14 protein-coding genes are annotated in these 15,616 nt (G+C 69.5%); 5 read left to right on the top strand and 9 right to left on the bottom strand.

Annotation, left to right across the window (positions count from 1 at the left end):
* Window position 1: 1 nt before the first annotated feature.
* Window positions 2-784, bottom strand: coding sequence for a site-2 protease family protein (locus tag ACFRAQ_RS21920; protein WP_379102428.1), 783 nt, complete (start codon window positions 782-784; stop codon window positions 2-4).
* A 78-nt stretch (window positions 785-862) separates the two neighbouring features.
* A complete protein-coding gene (locus ACFRAQ_RS21915) occupies window positions 863-1,522 on the bottom strand; it encodes a hypothetical protein (RefSeq protein ID WP_379102426.1) in 660 nt (219 codons plus the stop codon).
* Window positions 1,523-1,818: 296 nt separating this feature from the next.
* Here ACFRAQ_RS21915 and ACFRAQ_RS21910 point away from each other — a divergent pair, with 296 nt between their 5' ends.
* A complete protein-coding gene (locus ACFRAQ_RS21910; protein ID WP_357094375.1) occupies window positions 1,819-3,108 on the top strand; it encodes an adenylosuccinate synthase in 1,290 nt (429 codons plus the stop codon).
* Between the two features lie 72 nt (window positions 3,109-3,180).
* Here ACFRAQ_RS21910 and ACFRAQ_RS21905 read toward each other — a convergent pair whose 3' ends face one another.
* Window positions 3,181-4,674 carry a PLP-dependent aminotransferase family protein gene (locus ACFRAQ_RS21905; protein WP_379102423.1) on the bottom strand — a complete coding sequence of 498 codons (1,494 nt, stop codon included), beginning with the start codon at window positions 4,672-4,674 and terminating at the stop codon, window positions 3,181-3,183.
* Between the two features lie 62 nt (window positions 4,675-4,736).
* Here ACFRAQ_RS21905 and ACFRAQ_RS21900 point away from each other — a divergent pair, with 62 nt between their 5' ends.
* Both ACFRAQ_RS21900 and ACFRAQ_RS21895 read left to right on the top strand, forming a co-directional pair.
* Window positions 4,737-5,039: a hypothetical protein gene (locus ACFRAQ_RS21900; RefSeq protein WP_379102421.1), complete on the top strand. Its 303-nt coding sequence runs from the start codon at window positions 4,737-4,739 to the stop codon at window positions 5,037-5,039.
* A gap of 52 nt (window positions 5,040-5,091) precedes the next feature.
* The gene (locus ACFRAQ_RS21895) at window positions 5,092-5,652 is read left to right on the top strand and encodes a methylated-DNA--[protein]-cysteine S-methyltransferase (protein WP_379102419.1); all 561 of its coding nucleotides are present in this window, start codon (window positions 5,092-5,094) and stop codon (window positions 5,650-5,652) included.
* A 63-nt stretch (window positions 5,653-5,715) separates the two neighbouring features.
* On the opposite strand, the gene ACFRAQ_RS21890 is transcribed toward ACFRAQ_RS21895, so the two are convergent.
* The 3 genes from ACFRAQ_RS21890 to ACFRAQ_RS21880 form a co-directional block, all read right to left on the bottom strand.
* A complete protein-coding gene (locus ACFRAQ_RS21890; RefSeq protein WP_379102416.1) occupies window positions 5,716-6,792 on the bottom strand; it encodes a hypothetical protein in 1,077 nt (358 codons plus the stop codon).
* Window positions 6,793-7,126: 334 nt separating this feature from the next.
* Entirely contained in the window at window positions 7,127-9,739 is a 2,613-nt protein-coding gene (locus ACFRAQ_RS21885) for a LuxR C-terminal-related transcriptional regulator (RefSeq protein WP_379102414.1), read from the bottom strand.
* A gap of 64 nt (window positions 9,740-9,803) precedes the next feature.
* Window positions 9,804-10,634, bottom strand: coding sequence for a helix-turn-helix domain-containing protein (locus ACFRAQ_RS21880; RefSeq protein WP_379102412.1), 831 nt, complete (start codon window positions 10,632-10,634; stop codon window positions 9,804-9,806).
* A 94-nt stretch (window positions 10,635-10,728) separates the two neighbouring features.
* On the opposite strand from ACFRAQ_RS21880, the gene ACFRAQ_RS21875 reads away from it, so the two are divergent.
* The gene (locus tag ACFRAQ_RS21875; protein WP_379102410.1) at window positions 10,729-11,265 is read left to right on the top strand and encodes a YceI family protein; all 537 of its coding nucleotides are present in this window, start codon (window positions 10,729-10,731) and stop codon (window positions 11,263-11,265) included.
* An 84-nt stretch (window positions 11,266-11,349) separates the two neighbouring features.
* Here ACFRAQ_RS21875 and ACFRAQ_RS21870 read toward each other — a convergent pair whose 3' ends face one another.
* From ACFRAQ_RS21870 to ACFRAQ_RS21860, 3 genes are all read right to left on the bottom strand, one after another.
* Window positions 11,350-12,447 (bottom strand): CaiB/BaiF CoA transferase family protein, encoded by a 1,098-nt coding sequence (locus tag ACFRAQ_RS21870; RefSeq protein WP_379102408.1) that lies wholly within the window; start codon window positions 12,445-12,447, stop codon window positions 11,350-11,352.
* Window positions 12,448-12,547: 100 nt separating this feature from the next.
* The gene (locus tag ACFRAQ_RS21865) at window positions 12,548-13,414 is read right to left on the bottom strand and encodes an amidohydrolase family protein (protein ID WP_379102406.1); all 867 of its coding nucleotides are present in this window, start codon (window positions 13,412-13,414) and stop codon (window positions 12,548-12,550) included.
* Between the two features lie 91 nt (window positions 13,415-13,505).
* Entirely contained in the window at window positions 13,506-14,897 is a 1,392-nt protein-coding gene (locus ACFRAQ_RS21860; RefSeq protein WP_379102404.1) for an FAD-dependent oxidoreductase, read from the bottom strand.
* Between the two features lie 222 nt (window positions 14,898-15,119).
* Between ACFRAQ_RS21860 and ACFRAQ_RS21855 the strand changes: the two genes are divergently transcribed.
* Window positions 15,120-15,554: a hypothetical protein gene (locus ACFRAQ_RS21855; RefSeq protein WP_379102402.1), complete on the top strand. Its 435-nt coding sequence runs from the start codon at window positions 15,120-15,122 to the stop codon at window positions 15,552-15,554.
* Window positions 15,555-15,616: the final 62 nt, after the last annotated feature.

Raw genomic sequence — 15,616 nt, 5'->3', positions numbered from 1 at the left:
CTCAGAGCCAGAAGCGCGTCAACCGGCTGCCCATCGACCACCACCAGCCCGGCAGCCCGGACAGCTCGAACAGCGCGTTCACCCCGTCGAAGAACAACCGGTTCAGCTGCGGCGTGAACAGCAGCGCGAACAGGATCAGCAGGCCGTACGGCTTGATCTGATCCAGCGACCGCCGGGTCTGATAGCTCAGCGACGGCTCCAGGATCCCGTACCCGTCGGTGCCGGGAATCGGCAGCAGATTCAGGACCGTCGCCGAAATCTGGAGGAAGGCAAGGAAACTCAGCCCGAACCAGAACGCCGTATTCGAATGCAGACTGCCCCACAGTGACACGATCACCAGCAGCGCCACCGCGCACAGCGCGTTCACCGCGGGCCCCGCGCCACTGATCATCCGCTGCGTGCGCGGACTGAAATTGTGCGAATGCACGTACACCGCGCCACCCGGCAGCGCGAACCCGCCGAGCGCGATGAACACCACCGGCAACCCGATCGACAGCAGCGGATGGCTGTACTTGAGCGGGTTCAGCGTGAGATACCCGCGCATCTCCACTTCCCGGTCCCCGGCCCGCCACGCCACGAACGCGTGCGCGAACTCGTGCAGGCAGACCGTCACGATCCACCCGGCCACCACCAGGATGAACACTCCGAATTGGGCTTGGCGCGAATCGAGGTCGGCGTTCCAGGCGAGCACCCCGCCCAGTACCGCGACCGCCACCACCGCCAGGAACACGGGGCTGGGCCGGATCGCTCCGGAGGCCCGTCTCACCGCGCGCGTGTCATCCACCTGTCACTCCCAACCGGCCCGGCTCGTTGTCGCTGTGCCGACACCCATTCTGGGGGTGAATCGGCCTTTGGGGGTGAATCAGCGAACCAGCAGCCAAGGCTCGTGGTGTCGATAGAACGTGGAGCGCTTCACCACCCGGTCGGCGGTGATCCCGTCCCGGGTGACCAGCGCGCCCGGCGTGCCGAGCTGCATGGCGCGCCCGGCGACCCAGCGCTTCTTGCGCAGTCCGCGGTGCACGCTGGCGTGCAGGCCCGGCATCTCCAGCATGGGCGAAACATGCAGGGCCGCGACCTTTCCGGTGAACAACCGGGTGTCGTCGACGTAGGCCTCGCCCTCGAGTTTCGCGCCGTCCTCGCCGACGATGGTGGCGCGGCCGATGAGCACCTTGCCGGTGTCGTCGCGAATCAGCGGGGTCTCGACGGCCCGGCCCTCGAGCGCGCGCTTGGCGGCGGCGGACCCGGTGCCGGTCTCGTAGGCGCGGGAGCCGTAGGTGCGGTCGATGGGCACGTAGCCGATCTCCACGCCGAGACGTTCGGTGCGCATGAGATGGGTGAGCACTGCGGCCAGTCCGGCGTCCTCACCGAGCACGATGAGGCGCGGCAGACTGTCCGCGGCCATCACCGGCAGCAGCTCGTCCAGGGTCCCGGTGTCGGGAATGGCGGCGGTCTGCGTGAGGGACAGAGAAGCGAGCGCGATGGGAACGGGAGCGCCGTCGCAGCGGAGAACATGGGTACTCAACTGCCGAACACCCTCCTCTGGCCTGCCAACACCTATCCGCCTCGCTGCGTCCCGATGGAACCCCCGCCGGTCCCTCTCCCCGTGCCACCATAGCCCTGTCTCATTTGCCCTGCTGTCCTCAGTGCGCATCCGTTATGTCTGGTTCACTCAGGGTCGTGTCGGGTGCACACAGAGCCGGGGCGTGCACCTGGACGTATGTGGTCATCCAGTAAAGTGTGCCCACGGCCACCGCCTTCTGATGGCGGGTAGCTGCAGCAACATGGGTGCTGCGCGTCGAACCCGTAGGAGACACTCGCATGCCGGCAATCGTGCTGATCGGCGCCCAGTGGGGCGACGAAGGCAAGGGCAAAGCCACCGATCTGCTCGGTGACCGAGTCCAGTGGGTAGTTCGATACCAGGGCGGCAACAACGCGGGGCACACCGTGGTACTGCCGAACGGTGAGAGCTTCGCGCTGCACCTGATCCCGTCCGGCATTCTCACCCCCGATGTGACCAACGTCATCGGCAACGGCGTCGTCGTGGATCCGGGCGTGCTGCTGGCCGAACTCGCCGGTCTGGAAGAGCGCGGCGTGGACACCTCCCGCCTGCTGCTCTCGGCCGACGCGCACTTGATCATGCCGTACCACGTGGCCATCGATAAGGTCACCGAACGCTTCCTCGGCAACAAGAAGATCGGCACCACCGGCCGCGGCATCGGCCCCTGCTACCAGGACAAGGTCGCCCGCGTCGGCGTCCGCGTGGCCGACGTGCTGGACGAGAAGATCCTCACCCAGAAGGTCGAGGCCGCACTGGAATTCAAGAACCAGGTGCTGGTCAAGATCTACAACCGCCGCGCGCTGGACCCGCAGCAGGTGGTGGACGAGGTGCTGGAGAAGGCCGAGGGCTTCAAGCACCGCATCGCCGACTCGCGCCTGCTGCTCAACGAGGCGCTGGAGCGCGACGAGATCGTGCTGCTGGAAGGCTCGCAGGGCACCCTGCTCGACGTCGACCACGGCACCTACCCGTACGTGACCTCGTCCAACCCGACCGCGGGCGGCGCGGCCGTGGGCGCGGGCGTCGGTCCCAACAAGATCACCACGGTGCTCGGCATCCTGAAGGCGTACACCACCCGCGTCGGCTCCGGCCCGTTCCCGACCGAACTCTTCGACGAGTCCGGCACCTACCTGGCCAAGACCGGCGGCGAGGTCGGCGTCACCACCGGCCGCGCCCGCCGCACCGGCTGGTTCGACGCCGTGATCGCCCGCTACGCCACGCGCGTCAACGGCATCACCGACTACTTCCTCACCAAGCTGGACGTGCTCTCCAGCCTGGACACCGTCCCGATCTGCGTCGCCTACGAGATCGACGGCGAGCGCGTCGAGCAGATGCCCACCACCCAGACCGACTTCCACCACGCCAAGCCCATCTACGAGGAGATGCCCGGCTGGTGGGAGGACATCTCCGGCTGCCGCACCTTCGAGGAGCTCCCGGCCAACGCGCAGGCGTACGTGAAGCGCCTGGAAGAGCTGTCCGGCGCGCGGGTCTCGTGCATCGGCGTCGGCCCGGGCCGCGATCAGACCATCGTCCGCCACGACATCCTGGGCTGACACGCCCGAGCTGTGAAGCGACTTCGCCCCCGCCGCATCGAATGCGGCGGGGGCGAAGTGTTTCCGGCGGTATCAGTAGGTGATGAGGGGAGCCAGCGGGTCGGCCGCGTGCGGGGTGAGGCCCTGATAGGCCGCGGCGATCGACTTCACCGCGACGCGGATATCGGCCTCCTCGTGAGTGAAGGGGAGGCGGATGAACCGCTCGAACGCGCCCTGGACGCCGAAACGTGGTCCGGCGGCGAGCAATACGCCGTGGTTGGGCGCGGTGGCGGCGAGCGCCGTCGAGACCGGAGCGGGGAGCTGAGCCCACAGGGACATGCCGCCCGCGCCGGGGGTGACCCGCCAGTCGGGGAGTTCCTCGGCGAGGGTTTCCAGCAGGACCGCGCGGCGGGAGCGGAGTTGCGCCCGGCGGGTGGTGAGGATCTCGTCCTCGTTGCGAAGCAGATGGACGGTGGCCAGCTGGTCCATCACCGGGGTGCCGAGGTCGACGGTGGAGCGGGTGCCCAGCAGTTTGGTGATCAACGGCTGATTGGCGCGGACCCAGCCGACCCGCAGACCGCCCCAGAACGACTTCGAGGCCGAACCGATGGTGACGATCTCCGAGCCGCGGGCGAAAGCCGCTGCGGGCGGCGGGGATTCGACACCGGACAGGTTCAGGTCGCCCATCGACTCGTCCACGATCACCGTCATACGGGTCTCCCGGGCGATGGCGGCCAGTTCGGCGCGGCCCTCCGCGTCCAGCAGATGCCCGGTGGGGTTGTTGAAGTCGGGGATCAGGTACGCCATGCTGGCGGCGGTTTGCCGTGCGGCACTGCGGATCCCGTCCAGATCCCAGCCGTCCGGGCGCATCGGCACCGGCACCGGGCGTGCGCCCACATCGCGAATCGCCTCGATGGCGTTCGGGTAGGTGGGGTGCTCGATCAGCACCCGCTCGGCCGGGGTGGTGAGCACATTGAGCAGCAGGCGCAGGCCGTGCTGCGCGCCCAGGGTGATGAGGATCTGGTCCGGTTCGGTGGGCAGGCCGCGTTCGGTGTAGCGGCGGGCCAGCGCCTCGCGCAGCATGAGCACGCCCACCGGGTCCATGCCGTGCGTGCCCAGATAGGTCGGAAGACCTTGCAGGGCAAAGGAGTACGCCTCGGTCATCTGCGGCGGGGCGGCCATGGACGCGTAGGTCATGTCGATGGTCGGCAGTTCCGGCTGCGCCATCATGGCCAGGATGCTGCGGGCCGGCTTCGCGCCGTCGTGCACCACGGTCGGCGGCAGCGCCACCGTGCTGCGCGAACCCTGACGGCTGATCAGGTAACCGTGTTCGCGCAGTAGCGAATACGCGGAGGTGACGGTGGTGCGGCTGACCGCGAGGCTGGTGGACAGGTCGCGTTCGCTGGGCAGGGCCACGCCCAGCGGGGCGCGGCCGTCGTGGATGAGCAGGCGGATGCTCTCGGCCAGGGCCACGTACGCGGGCCGCGCGGACCGTTTGCCGTTGTCGGCGGCCGCGCCCGGTTCGTCGTTACGCCACCGGCCCAGGTCGCGTGTGAGGCTGGCCGCGCCGATCACTCGTGTCGCCATACAGGCCAGTATCCAGGTACTGGATATTTTCTTCAAGTCCAGGGCCGGTCCACCATGGGATCATGGTCGCACTACTCGGTTCCTTCGTGATTGTCGCCGCGTTCGCCGGTCTCGTGTACCGGTTCGCGCCCGCACCCGGCGAGCGCTGGGGTGTGCTGCTGGAGCGGTATCGTCCGCATGCCCCCATGTCGGACTGGTCGGTCGGCGAATATGAAGCGGCCCGCCAGTATTCGGATCTCGCCGCCATCGCCTCCCTGCGTCCCGACGCGCCCTCGGAGCCCGCGCGCCGGAGGTCGGGCCGCGGCGCCTCGGCCGCAGCGGCCCTGTCCGCCATCCCCTGCCGCAACGAGTCAGTCCAGTTCTAGCGAACTGGCCTTGAATCTGCGTTCTGTCGGTGCCATCGTGCACACTGCCCTTATGTCCGCCCCGGTCCGCCCCCAGGCGTCGGCGGCGCTCTTCGATACCGCGATCGGCGTCTGCGCCATCGCCTGGAGCGCCACCGGCGTCCTGCGTTTCGCCCTCCCCGACCGCGACCCGGCGGCCACCCGCACCCACATCCTGCGCCGCCACCGCCGCGCCGACCTCCACGAGGGCGCCCCCACCCCCGAGATGGCCGAGGCCATCGCCCGCATCCAGGCCCACCTGACCGGCGACCTCGACGACCTCCGCTGGATCCCCGTGGACGCCACCCTCTTCAACGACTTCGACCGAGCCGTCTACGAGGTCACCCGAGCCATCGACCCCGGCCACACCCTCAATTACGGCGCGGTCGCCAACCGCATCGGCGCCCCCGGCGGCGCCCAGGCCGTAGGCCAATCCCTCGGCCGCAACCCCATCCCGCTGATCATCCCCTGCCACCGGGTCCTCGCCGCCGACCACGCCCTCCACGGCTTCTCCGCCCCCGGCGGCGTCACCACCAAACAGCGCCTCCTCGAAATAGAGCGCACCCCCGGCTTCGGCGAACCCACCCTCTTCTGACGCTGGACAGCGAGAACGCCCGCACCGGGCAGGTCGGTGCGGGCGGCTCCGCGAAATCCGCTGTCAGAGCGCACCACCCAGGAAGCCGCCGACGGCAGCGCCGCCGACGCCACCGGCGATACCTCCGACCACGGCGGCCGGAATCCCTACCGCCGCCGCGCCCGCGGCGCCGCCGACGGCCGCGCCGATGAGCGCGCCACCGCCCGCGAAACCGGCCACCTCGGGTGCGGCGGCCGCACTCTGCACGGCGGCTACCACCGCGCCCGCGCCGCCGGTGGCCGCCGCGAGGCCCAAGGCGCCCGTGGTGAGACCACCCGCGACCACCGTGCCGACGGCCGCGCCGGCGCCGAGACCGATCAGCGCACCGGCGGCGGCACCGGGAACGCCGCCCGCGACCGCTGCGGGGACGCCGAGCGCGACAGCTCCACCCGTGGCGCCGGCCGCCGCGCCCGCCAGCGTGCCCGCGGCGATCTTGTCGGAGCGGGACGGGTTGACGCCGATGGAGTTGAGGCCGGTGGCGAGGCTCGCTTCGGCTTCGGCGGCGACGCCGTTGACGCCGTTGAGGACGGTGTCGGGGAGTTCGTCCGGGGCGGGGGTGGTGAAGTCGCCGATTCGGACGGTGCGCGGGGGCGGGGCGATGGGGAGGACCGGCGTGACGACGGTGGGGGCGTGCAGGGATTGGACGTCCAGGGCCGGGGCCGCGTCCCGGGTGTTGGGGACGGGGCGGAAGTTGGCGGGGACCGGGTAGTCCGCGAGCTGGGACGGTGCCTGCGGCGACGCGGGCTGGGGGCGGGGGATGGTGACGCCGGGCTGCACGGTCGTCACGCGGATGGGGTGGTCCTGGTCGCCGGTGGGGAGCGCTACGCCCGGCTGGGCGGCGGCGGTGCGGGGTGAGGGGAGGAGGCCGGGGCCGGCGGCGTCGATGCCCTGCGGGTCCGGGTCGGCGGTTCCGGGCCGGGCGGTGTTGTGCGGGGAGCTGTTGCCGCCCGGTGTGCCGGTGCTGCCCGTCAGGGGCACGGAAGCCTGGGTGGCGGTGCCGTCGGCCACCTGGGCCGGTTCACCGGCGTTCGAGCAGGCCACGGCCAGTGCCAGCGGAATGGCGCCGACCACGAGCGCGCGCCGGGCGACGCTGCAGTTCATTTCACGATTTCGTCCACGCACGCGAAACACCAACTTTCCGAACGTATTTCGTTTCACCGGTCCGGCGGACCGTCCATCGATGCCGGTGATTCGCGACCGCCGCTGCCGGAGCGTTGCCGCCGGTCCGGTGTGACCGCGTTTACGCACGTCACAGCACCGGATCGGGGGTGCGAAGTTTCTGGCCCTCAGGTTGTGACCATCACGCTGCGCGGAAAAGGTGACTGATGGAGAGCTGTTGGCTCCAGCCTCAATTGCCGGCCCGGTGACATGACCGTGGGTGGCGGGAGATATCGCATATTTTGCTGGTAAGCGGTGCGAACAACTCGACGTCGGGTCAGTTCACGGTGCTGCCGGAAGATGTCCCGCCCCGCATGAGATCGGCCAGCGCCTCGCGATCGGTGACATCGAGCTTGATGCACGCCCGGTACAGATGCCCCTCGACCGTGCGCACCGAGACGGTCAGCCGATCCGCGATCTGCCGGTTCGACAGCCCGGCCGCGACCAGATTCGCGATCTCCCGTTCCCGCGCGGTGAGCGGCAACGGCTGCGCGGATTGCCGCAGCGCCGGGGTGGAGGCTCCGCCGCAGGCGGCGGCGAGCCGGTTGGCGGTGGCCGCGGATTCCAGCAGGCGGCGGCGATCCCCGGCCCGCTCGTGCGCGGACGCGGCCTGCGCGGCGGCGTCGGCGGCCGACAGCATCGCCCCGATGGACTCGAATTCCGCTGCGGCGGTGTCCAATCCGTGCCCGTCGTGGGCGGCGACCGCGACCGCGTGCCGGGCCTGCACCTGCACCAGCCGCCCGTCGATGCGCGCCGCCAGATCGGCGAGCCGGCCTGCCACCGTGGCATCGCCGAAGCGGGCGGCGGTGTGTAGCGCCATCGCTTCGACCGCGTGTTGATGCGATCGCGCGGCCAGGTCGGCGGCGCCGATGGCGAGCCGGACCGCGGGTGTCGCGGTGCCTTCGGCGGCGGCCTGCATCGCGCGCGCCAAATCCAGCAGCGCCTCGTACACCGCGCTGTGCCGACCGCCCCGGAAGGACGCCGCCGCAATGGCTTCCGCGGCGTCGGCGGACCGCCCGAGCGCCGAATAGGCCTCCGCGAGGCGCAGCTGGGCCGGGAACATCCAGGCCGCCGCGCCCTCGGTGGTGAGCGCGGCGAGGGCCTGCTCGAGATTGTCGATGCCCTGGGGGAACTTGCCCTGCGCCACATCCACGGTGCCCTGCAGAATCTTGGCCAGGCCCCAGGCCAGGTATTGCCCGGCGGAGGAGAACGGGTAGGGCCGGTTGGCGCACCCCCGTGCGGCTTCGAGTTCGCCGGTGAAGGTGAGCGCCAGGACTTCCGCGTGCGTGAACATGAACCGGTTCAAGCCGTCGATGTGCGGTTCCACGGCGTGCCCGCGGGCGGCGTACTGCCGGGCCGCCTCGCCGCGCCCCATGAGCGCCAGCGCGAGCCCGCCGCCGAACGCGGCCCAGTACACCGCCCACGGCGGCGCCTCGGGCGTGGACATGACCGATTCGGCGAGGGTGAACGCCTCCTCGATCCGGTTCTCGTTGACCGCGCACGCGGAGGCCAGGCCGTCCAGTGCCGCAATGATTTTCGGGTGGCTGACCCGCTTGCGCACCGAGGCCAGCACCTCGTCGGCGCGGTCGGCGTCGCCCATGGACCACAGCAGATTCGCGACCCGGGTGCTGCCCCAGCGCGCCAGCTGGACCTCGGTGAGCTGGTCGGGGTCGAATCCGGCGAGGGTGCGTTCGGCCTCGATGCGATGCCCCTGCCAGAGCAGGGCGCGGGCGAGCAGATCGGCGGCTTCGACGCCGCCCTGTCGTTCCACCGCGGCGCGCGCGAACCGTTCTCCCAGCGGCAGATTCGCCAGGCTGATGGCGTCGGCGGCCGCGGCCTGGAACAGCTCCAGGTCCGCGGATTTATCGCTGTCCAAGGCCAATTCGGCGAGCCGGATGCGTTCGGAGGCGGAGTTGACGGGCCGGTCCTTGAGCGAGGAGTACAGCCGCCCGCGCAGCCGCCGCGCCGACGCGATGCCCAGCCGCCGCCGGATCACCTCACCGAACAGCGGATGGTTGTAGCGCACCAGCAGCTGGTGCCCGTTCTCGACAATCCTGATGAGCCCGCGGGTTTCGGCCGATTCGACGGCTTCCTCGCCCGCGATCTCGGCTAACACGTCCAGGTCGATGGGTTCGCAGAAGGTGAGCAGTTCCAGCACCCGCAGCACCGATTCGGGCAGCTGTTCCACCCGATCCTCCAGCAGCGCCGCCAGTTCCGAGGTGACGGCGGCCCGCCCGCGCAGCTGCCACACCCCGTTGACCTGCCGCAGCGTGCCCGCCTCGAGCGCGCCGTCGACGAGGTGGCGCAGGAAAAGCGCGTTGCCGCCGGAGGATTCCCACATCAGGTTGGCGGTGAAGCCCTCCAGCTGCCCGCCCAGCATGGCTTCCACGAGTTCGACGCTCTGCCGCTGGGTGAACGGCTTGAGGTCGATGCGCAGCAGGTGTCCGTCCTTCCACAGCGAGGTGATGGCGTCGGGCACCTGCACCCCGCTGCGCACGGTGGCCACGATGTGGGCGGCCTTGTCGATGGCCAGCTGCAGCAGCAGGGTCGCGGAGAGCTGGTCGAGCAGATGGGCGTCGTCGACGCCGATGATGGTGTGCCCGTCGGCGAGCAGCGCCTCGCGGGCGGCGGCCATGAAGGTCACCGGGTCGTGGGCGGTGTACACCCCCACCATGTGCGCGAAGACCCCGAGCGGAATGCTGCGGGCGGATTCGGTGCCGGCCACCCAGCGGACAGTTCCCGCGGAGGCGGTGGCCATCCGCGCCAGCGTGGTTTTCCCGACCCCCGCGTCACCCGTGAGCACCACACCGACGAAGTCGCCGCCGGTGAGCGCCGACCTGATCGATTCGAGCTCGTTCTCCCGTTCGACCATCGGCCAATTCCGAGCCATGGATCAACTGTAGTTCGCCGGGCCCGCCCCGGCGGTCGGAACGCGGGCCTGCGAGCTGCGGTTTTTATTCGTTGACCAGCCGCAATCCGGGAGTTCGGGCGTGTCGCCGGTCGACCAGCCAGATCATGACCGTCTGGTCTGCGGCCGGATCCAGGGTCTCCACTTCGACCTCCACCTCGCCGCGCAGCGGGTGCTGCAGGCGCACCACGACGGAACGGAAGTCGGTGAGCCGGTGCTCGCGCCAGCGCCGCTCGAATTCGGGATTGCGGCTCAGGGTCTCGATGGTCCCGGCGACCGATGGGTCGTCGGGGAACCGGGTGGCGGCGGCCCGCAGCGCCGAGGTGGCCATGTCGGCGACGTCGGGCCAGTTCAGGAAGGTTTTCCGGGCGGCCGGATGGTCGAAGACGTAGATCGCGAAGTTGTGGTGCGCCTCGGTGTCGAACATGCCGAGCGGTTCGGTGAAGTCGCGGAAGGACGGGTTCCAGGACAGCAGGTTCAGCCAGCGGCCGAGCACGAAGGCGGGGGTGGGCTGCAGGGCGTCGATGACGGCCTGGATGGTGTCGGAGACCTGTTCGCGGGCCTGTCCGGCGGCCGGGCAGGAGGTCTTCTGTTCCAGGCTCAGGGCCAGCTTGCCGAAGTGGTGTTTCTCGACTTCGTTGAGCCGCAAGGCATCCGCGAGCGCGGCGAGCACGGCGGTGGAGGGGTTGGTGTCGCGTCCCTGTTCCAGCCGGGCCAGGTAGTCTGCGCTGACTCCGGCGAGCGCGGCCACCTCCTCGCGGCGCAGGCCGGGTGTGCGCCGGCGGCGGCCGCTGGGCAGGCCGACGTCCTCGGGCTGCAGCTGGGCGCGTCGGGCGATCAGGAACTCGGCGAATTCGGAACGGGACACCCTTTCCATACTGCCTGGTCCGTGTCCCGTTATCCCAGCCCTGCCAGTCCCCGGATAACCACGGTGTGGATAAGCGGACCGGAGTCCACTTACGGTAGGTGACATGACGACTTCCGAGCAGACCACCCTCGCCCCCGGCTCCTGGACCCTGGACGCCGCCCACTCCTCGGTCAACTTCACCGTGAAGCACCTGGGCATCTCCAAGGTCCGCGGCCGCTTCAACCGCTTCGAGACCGGCTTCGTGGTCAACGAGGCCGGCGAGGCCGCCATCGAGGCCACCATCTACTTCGACTCCTTCGACACCGGCAACGAGATGCGCGACGGCCACGTCCGCAGCGCCGACATCCTGGATGTCGCCAACCGCCCGCACCTGACCTTCCGCATCCCCGAGCCGATCGCCCTCTCGGAGGAGTTCGTGGTCACCGGTGAGGCCACCATCGGCGGCATCACCAAGCCGGTCACCCTCGCGGTCGAGTGGGGCGGCGTGCAGGTCTTCCCGCAGGACAACAAGGAGCACGCGGGCTTCAACGCCACCGGCTCCATCAAGCGCAGCGATTTCGACGTCGCGCCGGGCATGCCGAACGCCATGCTGAGCGACAAGATCGCCATCGAGCTGGACATCCAGCTGGTCGCCCCGTAATTCCCGAGCCACACAACGCCGCATCGGAAAAGTCAACGCCCCCGGTGGAATTCCACCGGGGGCGTTCGGCCGTCTACGGGCAGGTCAGTCGGCCCAGACGTTCTCGATCGGGGTGCCCTCGTTCGGCGGCGGCGTCGGAACGGCGGCCGGAGTGCGCGAGAAGCGCGGCGCCGGGGCGTGCTGGACGACGCCGTCGATCTCGACCAGGCCGGTGCGGGCCTGGATGTGCGGGTTCCGCTCGGCCTCGGTGAAGGTCAGCACCGGGGTGGTGCAGGCGTCGGTGTGCTCGAAGATCGCCCACCACTCGTCGCGGGTCTTGGTCTTGAACTTCTCGGTGAACAGCTTGCGGAGCTGGTCCTGGCCGTTGGGGTCGAGCTGGTTGGGCAGGCCCTCGGGCGAGATCTCCAGGCCCCGCAGCAGCTCGGCGTAGAACTGCGGCTCGATGCAGCCGACGGCCATGTACTTGCCGTCGGAGGTCTCGTAGGTGTCGTAGAACGCCATGCCGGTGTCGAGCAGGTTGGTGCCGCGCTCGTCCGACCACAGGCCGACGCCCTTCATGCCCCAGATCATGTGCGACAGCGCGAGCGCGCCGTCGATCATGGCGGCGTCGATGACCTGGCCCTTGCCGGAGTTCTGACGTTCCACCAGCGCGGCCAGGATGCCGAAGACCAGGAACATGGAACCGCCGCCGAAGTCGCCGACCATGTTCAGCGGCGGGACCGGCCGCTCGCCCTTGCGGCCGATGGCGTTCAGCACGCCGGTGAGGGAGATGTAGTTGATGTCGTGGCCCGCGCGGTCGGCCATCGGGCCGTACTGGCCCCAGCCGGTCATGCGGCCGTAGACCAGGCGCGGGTTGCGTTCCAGCGCGGCCTCGGGGCCCAGGCCCATGCGCTCGGTGACGCCGGGGCGGAAGCCCTCGAGCAGCACGTCGGCCTTGTCGATGAGGCCGAGCACCTTCTCGATGTCGGCCGGATCCTTGAGGTTGGCCTCGACGATGGTGCGGCCGCGCCACTGCGGGCGTTCCATGAAGCCGGGCAGCATGCCGGGCCGCTGGACCCGGACCACGTCGGCGCCGAGGTCGGCGAGCAGCAGTGCCGCGTGCGGACCGGGGCCGATGCCGGCCAGTTCAACAACCCGGATGCCCGCGAGCGGGCCCTGCTTGGCGGTGGATGGAGTGCTCACGCCCTACCTCGGTTCGTCGTCGAATGCTGCGCACCGGCTCACCCGCCGGTGTTGACGCTATGACAATAACGCGAAGGTTCGGAAGCGCGGAGGGCGCGGCCTATCGATCGATGCGGGGCAGCGGGAGCGTGGCCGGGTGCTGGGGAGCGGGCAGTTCGGAGCGCGGCAGCCGCAGCGTCGGCGGTTCCCCGGTCGAGCGGTTCGACGCCGGGTCCTCGAAGTCGCGCACCTTGGCGGGCAGGCCGTAGAAGGAGCGGGCATTGTCTTCCAGAACCTTGTGCAGATCCGAGCCCACCGAGTCGGCGAGCAGGGAGATGTCGGCGTCGCGGAAGGGCCGGCCGGCCCGGGTGCCCGGCAGATCGGTGCCGAACATGAGTGCTTCGGGGTTGACGGTGTGGATCTTGCGCAGAGCCGAGCCGACATTCATGGCCACCCGCCCGAAGCCGGAGGCCTTCACCTTGGCTCCCCGGTCGACCAGGTTGAGCAGGTACGGCAGGCAGTCGTCGGACATGCCCAGGTGGTCGATGGACAGCTTGGGCAGTTTGGTGATGACCGGTTCCAGCGAGCCCAGCATGGACCCGTCGATGTAGAGCTCGACATGCCAACCGGCGAGTTCGTAGGCGCGCAGGGCCAGCATGGTGAGCCCGACGATGTCGCCGCCCGCCCGCTTGAGGTTGAACCGGATGGCCCGCACCCCGGCCTTGCTCAGCGCGAGGATCTCGGCGTCGCTCGCGTCGACGTGGAGATTGGTGACGCCGACCCAGCCCTCGCCGAGTTCGGCGAGGGCGGCCAGCAGATAGCTCTGATCGGTGCCCTGGAAGGACCCGCTGACCACCGCGCCACCGTCGATATCGAAGCGGGACATGCGCTTGCGATAGTCGGCGATGGTGTACGGGTCGGGCAGGTAGCCCTCGTTCTCGACCAGCGGGAACCGCGGATCGAAGATGTGGAGATGGGCATCGAACACGTGATCAGCATGCCTCAGAACGGTGACAAGTGTGGACAACCTTGTCCGGCAGGCGGATTCACGCTGGTCAGGACGTCGGGTCGAGTACCGCTCAGGAGGCCTTGTCGGGCTCGGAGGCGGCCAGCATCTCGTCGCGCTCGACGACCTTGACCCGCTCGCGGCCCTGCGGCTCGCCGAGGGCGCGCTCGTGCGCGTCCAGGCGGTACCAGCCGGCCCAGGTGGTGAACGGGATGCCCTTGCCCTCGAGGAACTCGGTGACGGCCTCGAGCTCCGGCTTGGCGGCCGGGGCGAAGTTGGCGGCGTCGTCGAGCAGGCAGGCGATGGTCTCGTTGGCGTCGCCCTTGGTGTGGCCGATCAGGCCGACCGGGCCGCGCTTGATCCAGCCGGTGACGTAGGTAGCGGGCATGTAGCGAGCCGCGCCGTCGGCGTCCTCGTCGATGATCACGCGACCGGCCTCGTTGGGCACGGTGCCGGCCTGGTCGTCGAAGGGCAGGGCCGGGATGTTCTGCGACAGGTAGCCCACCGCGCGGTACACGGCCTGGATGTCCCAGTCCTTGAATTCGCCGGTGCCCTTGCAGTTTCCGGTGCCGTCGAGCTGGGTGCGCTCGGTGCGCAGGCCCACGACCTTGCCGTCCTCACCCAAGATCTCCGAGGGGTTCTCGAAGAAGTGCAGGAACAGCTTGTGCGGGCGGTTGCCGACGTCGCGGATGGCCCACTGTTCGAGGGTGTTGCAGATCATGTCGACCTGCTTCGAATGACGGCGCGCCGCTTCCGAACCCTCGTCGTAGTCGATGTCCTCGGGGTCGACGATGACCTCGATGGTCGGCGAGTGGTCGAGCTCGCGCAGCTCGAGCGGGGTGAACTTGGCCTGCGCGGGACCGCGGCGGCCGAACACGTGCACCTCGAGCGCCTTGTTGGCCTTGAGGCCCTCGTAGACGTTCGGCGGGATCTCGGTCGGCAGCAGCTCGTCGCCGGTCTTGGCGAGCACGCGCGCCACGTCGAGGGCGACGTTGCCGACGCCGAGGACGGCGACCTTCTCCGCCTCCAGCGGCCAGGTGCGGGCGACGTCGGGGTGGCCGTCGTACCAGGACACGAAGTCCGCGGCGCCGTAGGAGCCGTCCAGGTCGATGCCCGGCACGCCCAGCGCGCGGTCGGCGTTGGCGCCGGTGGAGAAGATGACCGCGTCGTAGAACTGCTGCAGGTCCTCGAGGGTGATGTCGACGCCGTAGTCGATATTGCCGAGCAGGCGGACCTGCGGCTTGTCGAGCACCTTGTGCAGCGCGGTGATGATGCCCTTGATGCGCGGGTGGTCCGGCGCGACGCCGTAGCGGATCAGGCCGAAGGGCGCGGGCATGCGCTCGTAGAGATCGATGCTCACGTCCGCGTCGGACTTCATCAACGCGTCGGCGGCGTAGATGCCGGCCGGTCCGGCGCCCACGATCGCAATGCGTAGCGGGCGGGTCCCTGCACTCTGTTCGGTCATTCTTCCGCGCACCCTTTGGGTCGAAACTAACTTGCCGTCAAAACTCAGCCGTCGTTCTTAGCTTAGGCTAAGTTGACGCTCTGACCTCGGCGGCCTCCGTTGGCCCCCGACGCTGCAGCGTTGCTGCGTAGTCTTGCTATTCCCGCGCTGGGGCGGGAAATTCTGCTGATTCTATCGATGGCACGCGGCGGCCCGCACAAGGGGACCAGGCATGATCTACCCATGAGCGACGCCGAGGAGACCCCGATCCGGATCGACCAGAACGAGACCCGCAGCATGTGGCCGTTCCTGGTGGCGGCGGGAATCATCGCGGCGGTGATCCTGGGAATCGTGGTCGCGTCGGTCGTGTCGCCGGTTGAGAAGAATGTCACAGATTCCGATCGGCTCTCGCTGGCGGCGACCAAGTTCGTGATGGCCCGCAACGACACCGGGAAGTACGACCCGGTGCTGTCCTGCAAGGGATTCGACGAGAACGCCTCGCCGCTGAAGGCGGCCACCGCGACCGGCGGCTCGATCGCCTTCGACAAGCTGACCGACGCGTCCGTCACGGGCGACCAGGCCACCGCGCAGGTCACGTTCACCGTCGCCGGGGCGCCGTCGACGTCGACGTGGCACTTCGCCAAAGAGAATTCCCGCTGGTTGGTCTGTAATTCGTGACAACGGCCGAATGCTCCGCCGGGGTTTGACAGTGGGGACGGTTCTTCGGCAATCTCAATCCC

It is taken from the genome of Nocardia sp. NPDC056611 (assembly GCF_042792755.1).
In the GTDB taxonomy this organism is placed as follows: domain Bacteria; phylum Actinomycetota; class Actinomycetes; order Mycobacteriales; family Mycobacteriaceae; genus Nocardia.
This window is presented reverse-complemented; position numbering and strand designations above follow the sequence as displayed.

Excerpts from the sequence above, each read along its gene's own strand:
- ACFRAQ_RS21875 (WP_379102410.1), top strand. The coding sequence starts at position 10,729 with ATGACGACTTCCGAGCAGACCACCCTCGCCCCCGGCTCCTGGACCCTG.
- ACFRAQ_RS21860 (WP_379102404.1), bottom strand. The coding sequence starts at position 14,897 with ATGACCGAACAGAGTGCAGGGACCCGCCCGCTACGCATTGCGATCGTG.
- ACFRAQ_RS21885 (WP_379102414.1), bottom strand. The coding sequence starts at position 9,739 with ATGGCTCGGAATTGGCCGATGGTCGAACGGGAGAACGAGCTCGAATCG.
- ACFRAQ_RS21880 (WP_379102412.1), bottom strand. The coding sequence starts at position 10,634 with ATGGAAAGGGTGTCCCGTTCCGAATTCGCCGAGTTCCTGATCGCCCGA.
- ACFRAQ_RS21890 (WP_379102416.1), bottom strand. The coding sequence starts at position 6,792 with ATGAACTGCAGCGTCGCCCGGCGCGCGCTCGTGGTCGGCGCCATTCCG.
- ACFRAQ_RS21905 (WP_379102423.1), bottom strand. The coding sequence starts at position 4,674 with ATGGCGACACGAGTGATCGGCGCGGCCAGCCTCACACGCGACCTGGGC.
- ACFRAQ_RS21855 (WP_379102402.1), top strand. The coding sequence starts at position 15,120 with ATGAGCGACGCCGAGGAGACCCCGATCCGGATCGACCAGAACGAGACC.
- ACFRAQ_RS21900 (WP_379102421.1), top strand. The coding sequence starts at position 4,737 with ATGGTCGCACTACTCGGTTCCTTCGTGATTGTCGCCGCGTTCGCCGGT.
- ACFRAQ_RS21910 (WP_357094375.1), top strand. The coding sequence starts at position 1,819 with ATGCCGGCAATCGTGCTGATCGGCGCCCAGTGGGGCGACGAAGGCAAG.
- ACFRAQ_RS21895 (WP_379102419.1), top strand. The coding sequence starts at position 5,092 with ATGTCCGCCCCGGTCCGCCCCCAGGCGTCGGCGGCGCTCTTCGATACC.